Source organism: Brucella sp. 22210 (assembly GCF_052045675.1).
GTDB lineage: Bacteria > Pseudomonadota > Alphaproteobacteria > Rhizobiales > Rhizobiaceae > Brucella.
Window position 1 is genome coordinate 15,675 of the sequence record NZ_JBQEPD010000010.1, and the last position, 18,019, is coordinate 33,693.

An 18,019-nucleotide genomic window follows, 5' to 3' on the forward strand; every position below is an offset into this window, starting at 1 on the left:
ATCGTCATGAAGACAAATAGCAGCGCTGGCGCAAACCCGCTCGGACTTGTCGCCACCGCCGGACTGGCGCTGGTTGTGGCCGTCCCCTTTGTCTTCATCGTGCTTCAGGCTGTCTTTCCAAAACTGGGACAGGGCTCGCTGGCCGAGCCCTTCCTGCATCTTCCGGCCTTGTTCGGTGATCCGAAGCTTTTGCGCATGAGCGCCAATACGGTGCTGCTCGGCCTTTGCGTGGTCGTGCTGTCAGCACTGATAGCGGTGCCGCTCGCGGTGTTTCGCGCACTTTACAAGGTGCCCTTTGCGGTCGTCTGGGATGTGCTGATGCTCGTTCCCTTCATGATCCCGCCTTATATCGCGACGCTTGGCTGGATCATGACCTTGCAGCCGCGCGGCTATCTCGAACAGTTGACCGGATTTCATCTCGCACCGTTTCTGTTCTCGCTCGCGGGCATGACCTTCGTGATGGCGCTCAACACTTTCCCGCTGGTCTATTTCGCCGTATCGCGCACCATCGAAGCGGTCGGCGCGCGCTATTCCGATGTGGGCCGCGTCTTCGGCGCATCGCCATGGCGGTCCTTCTTCCGCATCACCCTGCCGCTCGCCACACCGGGACTGGCGGCAAGCCTGCTTCTCGTCTTCGCCGCGGCGATTGAAGAATATGGCACACCCGCAGCACTTGGACGCCGCTCAGGCTTTGAAGTGCTGGTGACGGAAATCGACTTGCGCATTTCCGACTGGCCGATTGATCTGGCCGGGGCTTCCGTCTTTTCGCTCACGCTGGTCTCCCTGTCGCTGGCGGCCTTTCTGTTCCAGCGCTGGATCTTGACCCGCCGCTCCTATGTGACCACAGGCGGCAAGCCGCAATCGAAAGACAAGCGCCCGCTTGGCGCAATGACCGCGCCAGTGGTGGCGCTGTTTGCGCTGGTCGCTTTTGCGGCCACCGGTGTTCCGCTGCTGGCGATCCTCGCCACCGCTTTGTCCAAAACCGTATCCGGCGGACTGACGCCCGCCAATCTTGGCTTCGACAACTTCGCAGCCATCGCCGAAAACAGTGCTGGCGGCATGCGCGCCTTGTTCAACAGCCTGTCGCTCGGTCTTGGCAGCGCACTGTTGACCGGGTTTCTCGGTGCTGTCGCTGCCTATGCCGTGGTGAAAATGCGGTTTCGCGGCCGCTTCTGGCTCGATGTGCTGACCGTTTTACCCAATGCCCTGCCCGGCGTCGTCGTGGCGGTCGGCCTCATTCTGGCGTGGAACCAGCCGTCTCTGCCGATCTCGCCCTATAATACGCCGCTCATCCTGCTGCTCGCCTATTGCTGCATCCTGCTGCCGCAGCCGATCCGCTATGCGACCGCCGCCTTTCACCAGATCGGCGACAATCTGGAAGCCGCCGCCCGTGTTTGCGGTGCTAACAGCTTCACGGCTTTCCGCCGCATCATGCTGCCGCTGATCGCGCCAAGCCTGATCACCGCCATGCTGCTGGTGTTTGCGGTCGCAACGCGTGAACTGGTCGCCTCGGTTCTAGTCGCGCCTGTCGGCATGCAGACCATATCCATCTTCATCTGGCGTCAGTTCGAACAAGGTTCGGTCGGGCTTGGCATGGCGATGGCCTTCATCGCCATCGTGATTACGACATTCGTGCCGCTGGTGCTGCTGGGTGTGCTGAAGCGCTTTGAGCGCACGGGCGCTTAGACCTTAGAAGCCACTTCGCCAAGACCGCCACGAACGCGCTTGATCACTGTCACGGCCAGAAGCAGGCACAGCAGCGGCTGAACCCAGAAGGCCCAGCCCGGCAATCCACCGTCAATGGCAATCCACGCGCCAAGAACGCCGAAGACCACGGCGCGGTCGCTCTTGCCCATCGGCCCGTCATAGCGTCTGCTCGCGCCCAGTGAAGCACCTGTGACGCCGACAAATTCGGTCAGAACCGCAAGCAGGACGATGGCGAACATCCACGCACCGGAGAACGGCGCGACAAGGACGAATGGTGCATAGAGTGCGGCATCGGAAACGACATCGCCAACCTCGTTCAGATAAGCGCCAAGTGTGCTCTTCTGGTTGTGCTCCCGCGCCAGCATTCCGTCCACCGCATTGAGCGCCATGCGCAGGAAAAGCCAGACCGGCACCAGCGCGAACCAGACCACGCTGCCGCTCCAGAAAAGCAGTGCGCCAAGTATGACCGACCCCAACGCCGCGCCTATCGTGACTTGATTGGCCGTTACTCCGGCACGGGCAAGTCGCACGACAACAGGCCTCAGTAAATTCTGGAATTGTGACTTAAGCTGATAGACGGACATCGAGAATCTCTTGGGAAATGGACAATATCGGACAAACAGCTATTTGCGGTTCGCATTTGCTCGTTTATTCAAACATTCTACTGCACTCAATACTAATTGGGGTTAATTGAGTGCGGGCAGCTTAGAGCGCATCCCGAAAAGTGTGAAACGGTTTTCGGAAAAGATGCGCGTTAAAATAGGGAACTAGAGCGCCGATCTGATCCAATCAGATCAAAAAGCGCTCTAGGCAATTGGGGAGGAACCGGATGAGCCAGCACGCTGAAATGCCGACGCACAAGACGGCACATCGCGAAGCGACAGAAGCCCAGTTTACAACCCATGACGGTACATCGCTGTTCTATCGTGTCTGGCCCGCAGCCTCGGTCCGCCCGAAAGGCGTGATCGTCCTGTTGCATCGCGGCCACGAACATAGCGGGCGCGTCGCGCATCTGGTCGATGAACTCGGCCTCGATGATTTCGCCTTTTATGCCTGGGATGCACGCGGCCACGGACGTTCGCCCGGCGAACGCGGCTTCTCACCGTCCTTCGGCGCTTCAATCCACGATCTCGACAGCTTTGTCGCGCATATACGCGAAGAAACCGGCGCTGCCATTGAAGATGTCGCCATTGTCGCGCAGAGCGTGGGCGCGGTGCTTGCCGCCGCATGGGTGCATGACTATGCGCCGAATATTCGCGCGCTGGTGCTGGCCTCGCCTGCCTTCGACATCAAGCTCTATGTGCCGTTCGCCAAGGAAGGCATTGCGCTTTGGCAGAAGCTGAAAGGCACGTTCTACGTCAATTCCTACGTCAAGCCGCAGTTTTTGACCCATGATCCCGAGCGGATCGAATCCTATCGCACCGACCCGCTGATCACCCGCCCCATCGCCTCGCATATTCTGCTGCAGCTTCATGAAGCGGCGAAGCGCGTGGTGGACGACGCACGCGCCATCACCGTGCCGACGCAGCTTCTGATTTCCGGCAGCGATTTCGTGGTGCGCCCCACGCCACAGCATCGCTTCTTTGAAAATCTCGGCAGCCGCATCAAGGAGCGGCATGTGCTGAAGGGCTTCTATCACGATACGCTGGGCGAGAAGGACCGAAAGCAGGCCATCGACAAGATCAAGACCTTCATCGACCAGCGCTTTGCCGAAGAGCCGCAGCGCGCCGACCTGACCGAAGCGCATATTGCGGGCTATACCCGCGACGAAGCCGACAGGCTTTCAAGCCCGTTGCCGCTGTTGTCGCCGCGCGGGCTATACTGGGCTTCAACCCGCTCCTCCATCGCCTTTGGCGCGCTTTTCTCCGAAGGGCTGAAGGTGGGGCAACGCACCGGTTTCGATTCCGGCTCGACGCTCGATTATGTCTATGAAAACGAGACACGCGGGTTCGGCCCGGGCGGCAAACTAATCGACAGGCAGTTCCTCGACGCCATTGGCTGGCGCGGCATCCGCCAGCGCAAGGTGCATCTGGAAGAGCTGATCGGCAAGGCGCTTGCTCGTCTCAAAAGCGAAGGCCGCCCCACCAATATCCTCGATATTGCCTGCGGCCATGGTCGCTATGTGATTGATGCGGTGGCGCGTGCGGGCATCATGCCCGACAGCATTCATCTGCGCGATTATTCGCCGATCAATGTGGTTGCCGGACGCAAGCTGATTGCCGATCGCGGGCTGGAAGCCATTGCCCATATGGAAGAAGGCGATGCCTTCGATGCGGAAAGCCTCGCCACCGTCGACCCCCGGCCAAATCTGGCAATCGTGTCGGGCCTCTATGAGCTTTTTGCCGACAATGCGCTTATCGACCGTTCGCTATCGGGACTGGCGCGTGCGCAAAAGCCCGGCTCTCTCCTGATTTACACCAACCAGCCATGGCATCCGCAGCTTGAAATGATCGCCCGTGCGCTGACCTCGCATCGTGGCGGCGAGGCGTGGATCATGCGCCGCCGCACGCAGGGCGAAATGGATCAGCTGGTGGAAAAGGCCGGTTATCGCAAGCTGGAACAGCGCGTTGACCAATGGGGCATTTTCACCGTTTCAATCGCCGAGCGCATCGGAGAACCGGACGCGTGACAGCAGCATTGGGGGGAATCGACGGTTCATCGCGACGGCCGGTCATCCGGCGCGCCATTCTGTGGCTGTTGTTTCTCGGTCCCTTTTTCTACCTGACCTATGGCACCGCCAACTGGCTCGCTTCGCTGCGCGGAGACGTTCCCAATCTGGCGCTTGGCTGGGAAAGCCGCGTGCCGTTCATCGCCTGGAGCATCGTGCCCTACTGGTCGGTCAACCTGTTCTACGCCATTGCGCTTTTCGTCAATGAAAGCCCGGATCAGGTGGGCCGTCTGGCAAAACGCTATCTGACAGCGCAGATCATCGCCGTCATCTGCTTCGTTGCATTTCCGCTGACCGCGACTTTTGTGAAGCCCGAGACGTCAGGGCTGCCGGGCTTCATGTTTGATGTGCTGGGCGGTTTCGACAAGCCGTTCAATCAGGCGCCTTCGCTGCATATCGCACTGTTGATCGTCATCTGGGACCAGATGCGCCGCATCATGAGCAGCGGCGTCCGTATCGTCTGGCATATCTGGTGCCTGCTGATCGGCCTGTCGGTGCTGACGACCTATCAGCACCATGCGGTCGATATTCCGGCGGGTGCATTGCTTGGATTTTTCGTGCTCTGGCTGTTTCCGCGCACCGGCTCTTCGCCGCTTGCCGGGTTTCATCTGACTGACAATGCAAAAGCACGGCGTCTCGGCAGTTATTATCTGGCGGGCGCGCTTTTGTTGCTCGCGCTTGGCATCCATGGTCTCAGCCTGACGGGCTATGCGATTTTCTGGTTCTGGCCAGCCCTTGCTCTCGCCATCGTGGCGGCAGGCTATTTCGGTGCCGGTCCCGACGTTTTCCAGAAGCGGACAGACGGCACGGTCAGCCTCGCAAGCCGCTGGCTGCTCGCACCCTACCGGCTGTTTGCGCGCATCAATATCCGTTTCTGGACACGGAAACTGTCGCCCAATGTTGCTTTGACCGACACTGTGTTTCTCGGTCGCTTCCCCTCGAAAAGCGAAGCCCACGCCTTCACGACCGTCATTGATCTCGCCGCCGAAATGGTCGCCCCGCGAGGTGTGGAAGACTGGAAGAGCTTCTGTGCCATGGACCTGCTGCCGCCGTCACCGGAAAAGGTTCGGCTCGCAGCCGATGCTGTCGAGGCCGCCCGTCATACAGGCCCGGTCCTGATCTGCTGTGCGCTTGGTTTCCAGCGAAGCGCTACGGTCGCCGTCGACTGGCTGGTGCAATCCGGACATGCGACCAGCGCCCGTGAGGCCGAAAACCTCATCCGCGCCAAGGGCTGGCCGCTCCGCCTGCACTCGCATGAGGTGCGGGAATGACCTCTCAAGCCGCACATAGCGCCAAAGCCCTGCGCAACCACGCCTTTATTGGGCTTGGCATCGCGATTGTTCTGATCGGTGTCGCGCCGTTTGTGCGCGCGCAGCACGACCTTGCCTTCTGGCTGATCTGGCCGGCGCTACTGGCAAGCACCCTGATTGCGCTGGGCATTGCCGCTCATCTTCTGTTCGACGCCGCCTTGTTTCGAATGATCGCCGCTGGCGACGATGAAAAGGCAGCCCTTGCGGAGGTCGATTCCATTCTGGAACGAATGGGCCTGCGTGCCAAACAACCGACCGTGCGCCCGCTCTCGGACCGCATTGCGGGATCGCGCGGGGTTGCCCGGCGTCTCCATCTTTTTCTCGGACTGGCTATCGTCCTGTTCAGCCTGCTCGCGCTTTTGCCGCCGGGCGCGGAGTTCTGACATGCGCACCATCATTCGTCATCAGGTGCAATCTTTGTTCGGCTCGTTGCTCGCCATCCTGTCACGCGGCATCACCGGCGTGCGACCGATCTGGAGCGGCACGGGGCCATCGCGCAACCAGCGCATCTATTATGCCAACCACACCAGCCATGGCGATTTCATCCTGCTCGCCTCCTGTCTCAATCAGGAAGAACGGGCGCGCACCCGCGCCGTGGCGGGCGCAGACTATTGGCGCGCCAATCGCGTGCGGCAATTCATGGCCGAAGTGCTGCTGCGCACGGTTCTGGTTGAACGGAACTGGGTGGAGCGCACGCAAGACCCGATGGAAGTGATGCTGACCGCGCTGGCCGATGGGCATTCGCTGATCATCTTCCCGGAAGGCACCCGCAACATGACGGACGAGCCGCTGCTGCGTTTTCGCTCCGGTCTCTACAATCTCGCGCTGGCGCGGCCCGATGTCGAGTTCGTCCCCTGCTGGATCGAGAACATGTCGCGGGTGCTGCCGAAGGGCGCCGCCCTGCCGGTGCCGCTGCTGTGCCGCGTCGTCTTCGGTGCGCCGGTGCAACTTGGCGACGGCGAGGACCGCAAGGAATTTCTGACGCGAGCCCGCCAGCAACTTCTCGATATACAGCCCAGAAACGGGAACCGCCCATGAGCGAAACAACCCAATTATTCATCGGCCTCATAGGCGTTCTGGGAACAGCAAGCCTCGTCGCAGCCATTCTGTCCTGGCGCGCGCCGAAGCCGCTTTCATCCACACTGGTCAACCTCAATGCCCGTATCAAGGCATGGTGGATCATGGTCGCGGCCATGTGCATCGCCTTCCTGTTCGGCAAAGGCGGCGTCATCATTCTGTTCGCGCTCGTATCCTTCGCATCGCTGCGCGAATATGTGACGCTGACCCAGACCCGCCGCAGCGATCATCGCATCCTGCTCGGCATGTTTCTGCTGGTCATTCCGGTGCAATATTATCTGATCTGGATCGAATGGTATGGGCTCTATTCGATCTTCATCCCGGTCTATTGCTTCCTCGCCATGCCGGTGCTGACCGCCCTTTCCGGCGATACGTCCCGCTTTCTCGAACGCATCAGCGAACAGCAATGGGGCATCATGCTGTCGGTCTATTGCATCAGCCATGTTCCGGCGCTGATGACGCTGGATATCCCTGGCTATGACAGCGAAAAACTGCTGCTGATCGCCTTTCTGGTCGCAACTGTGCAGGGTAGCGACGTGCTGCAATATGTGTTCGGCAAACTGTTCGGCAAGCATCGCATCGCGCCAAATATCTCGCCCTCGAAAACCTGGGAAGGCTTTGTCGGCGGCGTGGCCAGTGCATCGCTGCTGGGCGCAGGACTTGCCTGGCTTACGCCTTTCTCACCGCTTCAGGCGGGTGCACTGGCGGCGGTCTCTTGCGTCATGGGCTTTTTTGGCGGGCTGGTGGCCTCGGCCATCAAGCGCGACCGGGGCGTCAAGGATTGGGGCCACATGATCGAGGGCCATGGCGGCATGCTCGACCGTGCCGACAGCCTCGTCTTTTCAGCGCCGGTGTTCTTTCACTTCGTGCGTTATTTCTGGACGTGAGGGCTAGAGCATTTCCAGCAAAAGTGCGAAGCGGTTTTGCGTAGGATAATGCGTAAAAACAAATGGATAGAGCGGTTCCGACAATTCCGTTAAACAGGAACCGCTCTAAGCGGATTGCCGGCTCAGCCATTCGTTGAGCTCGGCTTCCGCACGCTCCAGCGCGCTGTAATTCAACAATTTGCGCAACAGCGCCACGGTCACGGCGCGGGCGCGAAAATTGAACCGCCCCTCGTCGGTATCGCTTTTTTCCTGATAAACGCCGAGCTTTTCGTAAAGCTGCTGCAAACGGTTCTGAACGCTGCGCAGCGACAGATTACGGCGGCGCGCAATCATCTTGTCCGTCAGGCCCAGCGCGATATCAATCAGGATTTCATATTCGCTCTCGGTAAAGCCGCTGGCATGGCTGAGGCTCTTCTGCTGCAGACCGCGCACTTCCCGGTCGACGACGCATTGCGCCTCGACGAAAATGCTGCGCAGCGCCAGCCGCAGCTTGTCGTCGGAAGCCGATTTCAGCACATAGCCATAGGCCGCACCTTCCGGCACGATGCGCGACACACCGCGCACATAGGCCTCATCGGCATAGTTCGACCAGAACAGGATCCGGGTTTCGGGGTTTTCCTTCCAGATGGTGCGCGCCGCCTCGATGCCATTGCGACCGTTCATCTGCAAATCCATCACGATATGCGCGTCGCGATGCTGGCGCGCCAGTTTCTCACCCGCCGACCCGTTTCCGGCCTCGAATATATCGCTGCATTCCGGCAGTGCTGCCCGTACCGCCTCGCCCAGATAAGTGCGATGCAGCGGGTCATCCTCAACGATCAGAACCTGCATCGCTCTCTCCATTCATCGGTTTGCACATTTCCGGCGGCAAAAGCACCGTTACACTGGTTCCCGGGCCTGTCGCATTTTTTCGGATGGCGAAGCCTGCTGAAATCAGCCGCGCACGGGTACGCATATTGTCGATGCCATGGCCTAGTGTGAGTTCCGGCGTCAGTTCGGCAGCCGAACCGGGACGCTGGGCTGGCCGGTCGGTGCCGATACCGTTATCGATCACTTCCACCAGAAGCCGCCCGCCCCGGTCGCTCAGCTTCACCCGCAATTCGCTGGCATGGGCATGGCGGATGACATTGTTGATCGCTTCCTGAACAATGCGAAACAACGATGTCGCAACCGTTTCTTCCAGCCTGTCGGCCATGCCGTAGCTCTGGTCATCCAGCGTCCATTCAATCGCCGCATCGCTGTCGCGCACCGAACGGTCGAGATGGTTTTCCGTGGCCTGAACGAAACCGAATAGCTGGAGAATGGAGGGCTTGGCCTCCTCGATGATCTGCCGCAGATCGCGCATACAATGCTGGAGCCCGCGAAACAGTGGCTCCAGCTGTTCACCGGAAAGATCCGGCGCACGAGTGAGCCGCTCGACGTGGCGAGCAAGCCGGGTCAGATCGGCCAGCGTCTGGTCATGCAAATCCATGCCGATGCGGTGCCGTTCCGTCTCCAATGCCTCGGTCAGTTTCAGTGCGCCGGATCGCAAGCCCTCCTCGCGGGCGCGGGCTTCCGTTTCCACAATGGCCGAACGCTTGGCCTGCTCGGCGGCGCGAATGGCGAAAAAGTAAGGCGCGAGAAGATCGGCGATCGACTGCCCGTTCTCCACATCGCGCATGGAATAGCAGGTAGGCGTCAGGCTGGAACAGCTCAGTGCGCCGATAATATCGCCCTGCGCTTTCAGCGGAACATGGACCCGGCCCTTGAGATCGTGCTCGATGATCGGGCTTGAAAAAGAGCCTTCGAAGTGAAAGCGCGGATCAACGCGCGCATCGTCGGTCAGGAGATATCCCGCCTCGCCGGACAGCAAGGTGCGGATCGGACTGCCGGACAGAAGCGCTGGCGGATTGCGGCTCCAGGCGGTCGCAATACCGGCCTCATAGGCAATGTGGAACTTGCCATCGAGCATCTTGATGCAGACGTCGAGATGATCATAGGGCAGGATGCAGGCAATCTCGGCCGCCACCGCCTGAATGATGGAATCGAAATCGAGCTGCCCCGCCAAAAGCCGGGAAATATTCAGGTAGTGATCCAGAAGGCTTTCGGCCTGCCCGTGATCGTGCTTGCTATCCTGCTGTCTGGGCGCGAGTTCGGCCAAGCGTTTCTCCTCCAAACGCAAGTTACGCTCATCTGTGCGAGACCTATGATACGCCGCGTTCTCCGTGGCGCGTCTTGCGGGAAACCGCAATTTTGCTGCGGGAACCCGCAGCTCAGTTGCTGCATTCGGCCTTCACAGACCGCGCCGCTTCTTCCATCTTCGCTTCACCAGAAAATTGCCCGCAAGACAAGAGTGAAATCACGTCAATTGCGGTTGGTGCCGTTGAGGAGCGGCGGTGCGGGAGGCTTCGCACCAATTTCGAGTTTGAACGAACCGAAGCGCCGGGGCGCTGCGGGGCGGAATATTTGCAACCGGGAGGAAAGAATGAAGCTTGGGAAAATCCTTTTTGCGTCTGCGGCACTGGCAGGCGTTCTCGCGGCAGGCAGCGCGCTTGCCGACACTTCGTCGAAGAAGATTGCATTCTCGAACAACTATGCAGGCAATTCCTGGCGTCAGGCCATGCTGCAAAGCTGGGACAAGATCACCAAGGAAGCCGTGAAGGCTGGCGTGGTGGCCGCTGCCGACCCGTTCACGACCGCTGAAAATCAGGCGACGGAACAGGCTGCCCAGATCCAGAACATGATCTTGCAGGGCTATGACGCCATCGTCATCAACGCCGCTTCGCCGACCGCTCTGAACGGTGCCGTCAAGGAAGCCTGCGATGCAGGCATCACCGTCGTTTCCTTCGACGGCATTGTCACCGAGCCTTGCGCATGGCGCATCGCAGTCGATTTCAAGGCCATGGGCGAAGGCCAGATCGATTATCTCGCAAAGCGTTACCCCGATGGCGGCAACCTGCTTGAAATCCGCGGCCTCGCCGGCGTTTCGGTCGATGACAATATTCATGCCGGTATCGAAGAAGGCGTGAAGAAGCATCCGAAGTTCAAGGTTGTCGGTTCGGTCAACGGTGACTGGGCTGCCGACGTTGCGCAGCGTGCGGTTGCCGGTATCCTGCCAAGCCTGCCGAAAGTCGACGCTGTTGTAACGCAGGGCGGCGACGGCTACGGCGCTGCACAGGCTTTCGCTGCCGCCAAGCGCGAAACGCCAACCATCATCATGGGCAACCGTGAAGACGAACTGCAGTGGTGGAAGCAGCAGAAGGACGCCAACGGCTACGAAACCATGTCGGTTTCGATTGCACCGGGCGTGTCCACGCTGGCTTTCTGGGTCGCACAGCAGATTCTCGACGGCAAGGAAGTGAAGAAAGACCTCGTCGTTCCATTCCTCAGCGTCAGCCAGGAATCGCTCGACAAGGATCTGGCCAACACCCAGAAGGGTGGCGTTGCCAATGTCGAATATGCGCTTGAAGACGCGCAGAAGGTCATCGACGCCGCGAAATAAGCGGATCGGCCCAAAATATGAGGGGCGAGTTCATCCTCGCCCCTTCTTTGTCCCTTTACTTTGACGCCTTTCCGACGGCCAAGCCCTTTGCTGGCTTCGCCGGAAACGTCCAATCGTTAGTTGAGTGTATGACAGAAACAGCAGAGAAACAGGAGGTCGTCGCCGCGCGCAATATTCGCGTGCAGTTCGGTGCGGTAAAAGCACTGGATGGCGCCGAACTCGTGATCCGCGAAGGCGAATGTGTGGGGCTGGTCGGCCATAATGGCGCTGGCAAATCCACCATCGTCAATGTCATCAATGGCGGGCTTTCCCCGCATGAGGGCAGCATTTCCTATCATGGCGAAGCGGGACATGGCGTGGTAACGGCACGCAAGCATGGCATTCGCTGCGTGTTTCAGGAATTGTCGCTGTTTCCAAACCTCACCATTGCCGAAAATGTCCGCATCATGCAGCGCGACCTGACCGGCGCGAGCTGGCGCGGCAAGGCCATCGAACTGATTGCAAAAAAGCTCGACGAGATTTTCCCCGGCCACAAGATCGACTGCGCCGCGACTATCGATGAGCTTTCCATTGCCGAGCGCCAGATGGTCGAAATCGCCATCAACTTCACCGCGCCGGGCACTGCGCCAAAGCTTGTCATTCTCGATGAACCCACCTCCTCGCTCGACGCTGGCATTGCTGCGCAGCTGATGGCCTATGTGCGCCGTTTCGTCGGCACCGGAGGCTCCGTTATCCTGATTTCGCATATGCTGGGCGAAATCCTCACGACTTCTGACCGCATCGTCGTGATGAAGGACGGCAAGGTCGTCGCCAACCGTGCGGCCAGCGACTTCACCAATCGCAGCCTCGTTGAAGCTATGGGCAGCGTCGAGCGCGAGAAGACGGCGCGCCGCGTTGCAAAGACCTATGCAAGCGGTACGCCCGTTCTGTCTTTTGCCAAGCGTGCCAGCGACATCAAGCCGTTTCAGGCATTCAAGGGCGAAGTCATCGGTCTCGCCGGTCTGGCCGGACACGGGCAGACCAAGATGCTGCTCGATCTTTACTATGCGCGGCGGCCGAACTGGGTTCCGGCCCGCACATGCGAAATCGCATTCGTGGCAGGCGACCGCAGCCTCAACGGTACTTTCCCGCTGTGGAGCATTCTGCACAATCTCACCATCGGCTCGCTGGACCGGCTGTCATCGGCAAAGCTCGTTGACCAGAAACGCGAAGACACGCTTGGCGGCCAGTGGAAAGACCGCATCCAGATCCGCACGCCGGATATGGGCAACCGCATCCTGTCGCTTTCGGGTGGCAACCAGCAGAAGGTGCTTTTTGCCCGCGCGCTGGCAACCAGCGCCAACGCCATTTTGATGGACGATCCGATGCGCGGCGTCGATGTCGGCACCAAGCAGGAAGTCTATGAAATCCTGCGTCATGAAGCCGAAAACGGACGCACCTTTGTCTGGTACTCCACCGAAATGGATGAAATCGAACTTTGTGACCGCGTCTATGTTTTCCGCGACGGCGCTATCGTTGCGGAACTGACCGGCGAAGACATTACGGAAAAGAACGTGCTTGCAGCATCTTTTGAGGGAGGTCACGAATAATGCGCCTTTCCTCTTCCTCCATCCGCCTGCTGACACCAGTATTCTCGCTGGTCCTGCTGCTGGCCGCCGTCTTCTACATGCAGCCGCGCGCCATGAGCTATACGGGGCTGAACCTGCTGTTCAATCTGGCAGTGCCTATCGCTCTGGCGACCATCGCCCAGATGCTGATCATGGCCGTCAACGATCTCGACCTTTCGATGGGAACCTTTGTGAGCTTTGTCGTCTGCGTTGCGGCGACCTACCTCAACACGGCTCCCCTTATCGGTGTGCTGATCCTCGCAGCCGCAATTGCTGCTTATGCGGCGCTTGGCGCAATCATCCATCTGCGCAATCTGCCTTCCATCGTCGTCACGCTCGGCATGAGCTTCGTTTGGGGCGGTCTGGCCGTGTTGCTGTTGCCCTCGCCGGGTGGACAGGCGCCGGACTGGGCGCGCTGGATCATGACGGCCAAGCCGCCTTTCATCCCCATGGCGATCGTCGCCAGCATCGTGATTGCCATCGTTACGCATTTCATCGTCATGCGCTCGACCTTCGGCGTGCTGATGCGCGGCGCGGGCGGCAATACCCGCTCCATCGAGCGCGCAGGCTGGTCGGTCACCGCTATTCGCGCCGCAACCTATGCGCTGGCCGCCTTCTTCGCGGTGCTGGCCGGGATCGCACTGGTCGGCCTCACCACCTCGGCGGATGCCAATATCGCATTGCGTTATACGCTGCTGTCCATCGCAGGCGTCATTCTTGGCGGCGGTGAATTCGTCGGCGGACGCGTTTCCCCCATCGGCGCCGTCATCGGCGCGCTGACGCTGACGCTTGCAGGTTCGTTCCTCTCCTTCATGCGCATTTCGCCGGACTGGCAGATTGGCGCGCAGGGCGGCATTCTCATCGTGGTGCTGGCATTGCGCCTCTTCCTCAACCGCCTCGAAAAGAGGGAGAAAAAGCAATGAACGCCATGTCTGTACTCACCAGCCGTCCGTGGATATGGTCGTTTATCGCGACCGCCGCGGTGTGGATCATCACCATCCTGTTCACCGGAGGTGCCGGCGCGCACGGGCTTTCCCATGCAGCCTTCACTTTCGCATCCTTTTCGGTGATCGTCGGGCTGGGCCAGATGTTCGTCATCACGCTCGGACCCGGCAATATCGACCTGTCGGTCCCGGCCAACATGACGCTCGCCGCCACACTGGCGCTGAAGCTCATGGATACGCAGGACGGCATGGTGCTGGCAGGCCTCGCCGTCGCCATACTGATCGGCCTTGCCATCGGCATCTGCAACTACGCGCTGATCAAGCTCCTGCGCATTCCGCCCATCATCGCCACCCTGTCGATGAGCTTCCTGATCCAGTCGACCGCCATCTGGAGCAATCGCGGCCTGCGCGTGAAACCGCCGGAAAGCCTTTCGCAATTCACCACATCCTCCACGCTTGGCATTCCCAATGTCGCCATCGTGGCGCTGATCCTCTCGCTGATCGGCTGGGTGCTTTTGAAAAAGAGTATCTATGGACGCTGGATTTCCGCAATCGGCCAGAACCCCTTCGCAGCGCGCATGGCAGGCGTTCCGGTCGATGGCACCCGCTTCGTCACCTATCTGCTCTGCGCGGTGCTCGCCTCTCTCTGCGGCTTCCTGCTGGCCTGTTTCTCGGGCGGCGCGGCGCTGAACATGGGCGCGGAATATCTCCTGATGTCGATTGCTGTCGTCATCATCGGCGGTACGGCGGTTGCAGGCGGCGATTCCAACATCCCTGGTATTTGGGGTGCCGCTCTCTTCATGTTCCTCATAGTCTCGATGCTCAACACCTACGGCTTCGGCGCCGGTGTTCGCCTCGTGCTGACTGGCCTCACCATCATCGCGGTGATCTTCCTCGCCAGCAGCCGTCGGGCAGAGCGTTAAAATTTCTCGGAGTATCTTCCTTGTCTCAGACTGTTTCGATCTACGAAATCCACGACGAACGTTTCAAGCAGATGATCGTGCCGAGCGCCGATCTGGACGAACTTTACAGCGGCTGCCGCTGGGCGGAAGGCCCGGTCTGGTTCAACGACCTGAACTGCCTGCTGTGGAGCGATATCCCGAACCAGCGCATCCTGCGCTGGGTGCCGGGAAGCGAAATTGAAGGCGAAACCGGCGGCGGCGTTTCAGTGTTCCGCAACCCGTCCAATTTCTCCAATGGCAATACGCGGGACCGCGAAGGACGCCTCGTCACCTGCGAGCATGGCGGCCGTCGCGTCACCCGCACGGAGCCGGATGGCAGCATCACCGTGCTGGCCGATAGCTATCAGGGCAAGAAGTTGAATGCGCCAAACGATGTCATCGTGCGCTCGGATGGCACCGTGTGGTTCACCGACCCGACCTACGGCATTCTGGCGGATTATGAAGGCTACAAGGCCGACCCGGAGCAACCATCGCGGAATGTCTACCGTCTCGATCCGAAGACCGGTGAAATCGATGCCGTCGTCACCGACTTCCACCAGCCGAACGGACTGGCCTTTTCGCCGGACGAAACCAAGCTCTATGTTGCCGACAGCGCCTATAGCCACGACGAGAATGCGCCGCGCCATATCCGCGTCTTCGACATTGTGGATGGCGGCAAGCGCCTGTCGGGCGGCAGTGTGTTCTGCACCATCGACAACGGCCTGCCGGACGGCTTCCGCTTCGATACGGACGACAATCTGTGGACCAGCGCGGGCGATGGCGTGCATTGCTTCTCGCCGGAAGGCACGCTTCTCGGCAAGATCAAGACGCCGCAGACGGTCGCTAATCTGACCTTCGGCGGTCCACGCCGCAACCGCCTGTTCATCGCGGCCACGAAGTCGCTTTATGCGGTCTATCTCACCGTGACCGGCGCGCAATACCCCTGATCAGTCTTTATTTGAGCACATCTTATCCGAAAACCGCTGACACTTTTCGGGATGTGCTCTATGCCCATTAAAACAAAACCGCCGGAGTTCAAAACTCCGGCGGTTTTGTTTTGGACTATTGCGGGATTATTCCCACTCGATGGTGCCGGGCGGCTTCGAGGTCACGTCGTAGACGACGCGGTTGATGCCGCGGACTTCGTTGATGATGCGGGTGGCCGCATTGCCAAGGAAGTTCATGTCGTAGTGGTAGAAATCCGCCGTCATGCCGTCAACCGAAGTCACCGCGCGCAGTGCGCAGACGAATTCGTAGGTGCGGCCATCGCCCATCACGCCCACGGTCTGAACCGGCAGCAGAACGGCGAAAGCCTGCCAGATGGCATCATAGAGGCCAGCCTTGCGGATTTCGTCGAGATAGATCGCATCGGCTTCGCGCAGGATTTCCAGCTTGTCGCGGGTGATGCCGCCCGGGCAGCGGATGGCAAGGCCCGGACCCGGGAACGGGTGACGGCCAATGAAGCTGTCCGGCAGGCCGAGTTCCTTGCCGAGCATACGCACTTCGTCCTTGAACAATTCGCGCAGCGGCTCAACGAGCTGCATCTTCATGCGCTCGGGCAGACCGCCCACATTGTGGTGCGATTTGATCGTGACCGAAGGGCCGCCGGTGAACGAAACGCTTTCGATGACGTCCGGATAAAGCGTGCCCTGCACGAGGAAATCCGCGCCGCCGAGCTTCTTGGCTTCTTCTTCGAACACTTCGATGAAGAGACGGCCAATCGTCTTGCGCTTCTTTTCCGGATCGCTTTCGCCTTCCAGCTCGCCGATGAAACGGTCGGCTGCATCCACGAGGATCAGCGGAAGGTTATAATGTTCGCGGAACATTTCCACGACCTGTTGCGCTTCATTTTTGCGCATCAGACCATGATCGACAAGAATGCAGGTCAGCTGGTCGCCAATGGCTTCATGCGCCAGAAGCGCTGCAACAGACGAATCCACACCGCCGGAAAGCGCGCAGATAACCTTGCCGCTGCCAACCTGCTTGCGGATTGCCTCGACGGCCTGTTCACGATAGGCGCCCATCGTCCAGCCCGGCTTTACGCCGACAATGCGATGAACGAAGTTCTGCAACAGCTTCGCGCCGTCCGGCGTATGTACGACTTCCGGGTGGAACTGCACGCCGTAATATTTGCGCTTTTCATCGGCGATGGCCGCGAAAGGTGCGTTCGGCGAGGTGCCGATGATGGTGAAACCGTCAGGAAGCGAGGTGACGCGGTCACCATGGCTCATCCAGACCTGATGGCGGGTGCCCTTGGCCCAGATGCCAGCGAAAAGCGGGCTGTCTTCCTGCACGTCGAGGAAGGCGCGACCGAATTCGCGGTCATGGCCGCTTTCAACCTTGCCGCCCAGCTGGGCGCACATGGTCTGTTCGCCGTAGCAGATGCCAAGAACCGGAATGCCCTGGTCGAAGACCGCCTGCGGCGCGCGCGGCGAGCCGATGTCGGTCGTCGAATGCGGGCTGCCCGAGAGGATGACGCCTTTCGGCTTCAACCGCTTGAATGCCTCTTCCGCAGACTGGAACGGGACGATTTCGCAATAGACATTGGCTTCGCGTACACGTCGCGCAATCAGCTGCGTGACCTGGCTGCCAAAGTCGATGATCAGGATTGTGTCAGGATGTGCCGTGGTGCTCATGTGCAGCATCTATTTAAAAAGTGGTGAGGATGCAATGTTTATGTGGTGGGCATATACGGATTATATGCGCTTCCCTCAACAGCGCAGTGACAGGAATGAGGCCTATCCTGACACACCATTGTCAGGAGGTGGCAAAAGTCCACCGGCAATCGCCGCTTCCAGTTCTTCCACCGCAACAGCCATTTTCTCGTCGATGACATGCAGATATTGCGTCCAGTCGCCGACATGATGCAGCTCGTCCGCACCATCGGAAATACCGCGCAGACCATATAAGGGCACGCCATGAATCTGGCAGGCGCGCAGGCAGGCGAATGTTTCCATATCCACCATATCCGCGTCGATGGTTTCATAGACCTTGCCGGACACCACATTGGCGCCAGTCGACAGCGTTGCGCTGGCGAGGCCTTCCACCTGATAAGGCAGCTTGATCATCTTCGGCAGATCGAGAAATGGCGTCAGTCCCTTCTCGAAACCAAGCGGCGAAGCGTCCATGTCGCGATAGGAAACCGAGGAAACCTGAAACACTTCCGCCTGCGGCAGTTTCGCGGAACCCGCCGAGCCGAGCGAGACCACGAGATCGGGCTGCTCGCCGTCACGTTCCATGCGGAACAATGCACGGGAGAGGTTGATCGCCGCCTCAACCGGGCCGACGCCGATCATCAGCGGATCGAAGAGCTTGGCCAGATGACGCCCATATTCGGCGTCGGCAGCCATCACATAAAGCAGGCGTCTTCCGGCAACGGTCTTCAACATCCCTGTAG

At 59.8% G+C, this 18,019-nt stretch carries 16 protein-coding genes; 11 read left to right on the top strand and 5 right to left on the bottom strand.

All coding sequences use genetic code 11. The features are described 5' to 3' along the window. Window positions 1–6: 6 nt before the first annotated feature. On the top strand, window positions 7–1,686 hold the full coding sequence (locus ACTJKP_RS14215; RefSeq protein WP_440631101.1) for an ABC transporter permease: 1,680 nt from the start codon (window positions 7–9) through the stop codon (window positions 1,684–1,686). Here ACTJKP_RS14215 and ACTJKP_RS14220 read toward each other — a convergent pair. Beyond that, a complete protein-coding gene (locus ACTJKP_RS14220) occupies window positions 1,683–2,291 on the bottom strand; it encodes a CDP-alcohol phosphatidyltransferase family protein (RefSeq protein ID WP_440631102.1) in 609 nt (202 codons plus the stop codon). The two genes, ACTJKP_RS14215 and ACTJKP_RS14220, sit on opposite strands and share 4 nt — an antisense overlap. A 263-nt stretch (window positions 2,292–2,554) precedes the next feature. Between ACTJKP_RS14220 and ACTJKP_RS14225 the strand changes: the two genes are divergently transcribed. Genes ACTJKP_RS14225 through ACTJKP_RS14245 form a run of 5 tightly spaced genes read left to right on the top strand, consistent with a single transcriptional unit; the run spans window position 2,555 to window position 7,649 of the window. Further along, entirely contained in the window at window positions 2,555–4,336 is a 1,782-nt protein-coding gene (locus tag ACTJKP_RS14225) for a bifunctional alpha/beta hydrolase/class I SAM-dependent methyltransferase (protein ID WP_440631210.1), read from the top strand. Next, the gene (locus ACTJKP_RS14230) at window positions 4,333–5,646 is read left to right on the top strand and encodes a phosphatase PAP2/dual specificity phosphatase family protein (protein WP_440631103.1); all 1,314 of its coding nucleotides are present in this window, start codon (window positions 4,333–4,335) and stop codon (window positions 5,644–5,646) included. Before ACTJKP_RS14225 ends, ACTJKP_RS14230 begins: the two co-directional genes overlap by 4 nt. Next, window positions 5,643–6,068 (top strand): hypothetical protein, encoded by a 426-nt coding sequence (locus tag ACTJKP_RS14235; RefSeq protein WP_440631104.1) that lies wholly within the window; start codon window positions 5,643–5,645, stop codon window positions 6,066–6,068. The genes ACTJKP_RS14230 and ACTJKP_RS14235 overlap by 4 nt, the downstream gene beginning before the upstream one ends. Window position 6,069: 1 nt before the next feature. Continuing rightward, window positions 6,070–6,723 (top strand): lysophospholipid acyltransferase family protein, encoded by a 654-nt coding sequence (locus ACTJKP_RS14240; RefSeq protein WP_151589983.1) that lies wholly within the window; start codon window positions 6,070–6,072, stop codon window positions 6,721–6,723. Next, window positions 6,720–7,649, top strand: coding sequence for a phosphatidate cytidylyltransferase (locus ACTJKP_RS14245; protein ID WP_151589981.1), 930 nt, complete (start codon window positions 6,720–6,722; stop codon window positions 7,647–7,649). The genes ACTJKP_RS14240 and ACTJKP_RS14245 overlap by 4 nt, the downstream gene beginning before the upstream one ends. 105 nt (window positions 7,650–7,754) lie before the next feature. On the opposite strand, the gene ACTJKP_RS14250 is transcribed toward ACTJKP_RS14245, so the two are convergent. Further along, window positions 7,755–8,480: a response regulator transcription factor gene (locus ACTJKP_RS14250; protein WP_078338152.1), complete on the bottom strand. Its 726-nt coding sequence runs from the start codon at window positions 8,478–8,480 to the stop codon at window positions 7,755–7,757. Next, window positions 8,461–9,789, bottom strand: a complete 1,329-nt coding sequence (locus ACTJKP_RS14255; protein WP_440631105.1) for a GAF domain-containing sensor histidine kinase — start codon at window positions 9,787–9,789, stop codon at window positions 8,461–8,463. Before ACTJKP_RS14255 ends, ACTJKP_RS14250 begins: the two co-directional genes overlap by 20 nt. A gap of 324 nt (window positions 9,790–10,113) precedes the next feature. Here ACTJKP_RS14255 and ACTJKP_RS14260 point away from each other — a divergent pair, with 324 nt between their 5' ends. The 5 genes from ACTJKP_RS14260 (at window position 10,114) to ACTJKP_RS14280 (ending at window position 15,569) form a co-directional block, all read left to right on the top strand. Further along, window positions 10,114–11,130: an ABC transporter substrate-binding protein gene (locus ACTJKP_RS14260; protein WP_078338154.1), complete on the top strand. Its 1,017-nt coding sequence runs from the start codon at window positions 10,114–10,116 to the stop codon at window positions 11,128–11,130. A 128-nt stretch (window positions 11,131–11,258) separates the two neighbouring features. Beyond that, complete coding sequence (locus ACTJKP_RS14265; protein WP_440631106.1) at window positions 11,259–12,719, top strand: sugar ABC transporter ATP-binding protein; 1,461 nt, start codon at window positions 11,259–11,261, stop codon at window positions 12,717–12,719. Then, window positions 12,719–13,660, top strand: a complete 942-nt coding sequence (locus tag ACTJKP_RS14270; protein ID WP_138786226.1) for an ABC transporter permease — start codon at window positions 12,719–12,721, stop codon at window positions 13,658–13,660. Before ACTJKP_RS14265 ends, ACTJKP_RS14270 begins: the two co-directional genes overlap by 1 nt. After that, window positions 13,657–14,604 carry an ABC transporter permease gene (locus tag ACTJKP_RS14275; protein ID WP_078338157.1) on the top strand — a complete coding sequence of 316 codons (948 nt, stop codon included), beginning with the start codon at window positions 13,657–13,659 and terminating at the stop codon, window positions 14,602–14,604. The genes ACTJKP_RS14270 and ACTJKP_RS14275 overlap by 4 nt, the downstream gene beginning before the upstream one ends. A 71-nt stretch (window positions 14,605–14,675) precedes the next feature. Next, window positions 14,676–15,569 carry an SMP-30/gluconolactonase/LRE family protein gene (locus ACTJKP_RS14280; RefSeq protein WP_440631211.1) on the top strand — a complete coding sequence of 298 codons (894 nt, stop codon included), beginning with the start codon at window positions 14,676–14,678 and terminating at the stop codon, window positions 15,567–15,569. 126 nt (window positions 15,570–15,695) lie between these two features. Here ACTJKP_RS14280 and guaA read toward each other — a convergent pair whose 3' ends face one another. Next, window positions 15,696–17,258 (bottom strand): glutamine-hydrolyzing GMP synthase, encoded by a 1,563-nt coding sequence (gene guaA, locus ACTJKP_RS14285; RefSeq protein WP_105545266.1) that lies wholly within the window; start codon window positions 17,256–17,258, stop codon window positions 15,696–15,698. 102 nt (window positions 17,259–17,360) lie between these two features. Further along, complete coding sequence (locus ACTJKP_RS14290; protein ID WP_078338158.1) at window positions 17,361–18,011, bottom strand: 5'-methylthioadenosine/S-adenosylhomocysteine nucleosidase; 651 nt, start codon at window positions 18,009–18,011, stop codon at window positions 17,361–17,363. Window positions 18,012–18,019: the final 8 nt, after the last annotated feature.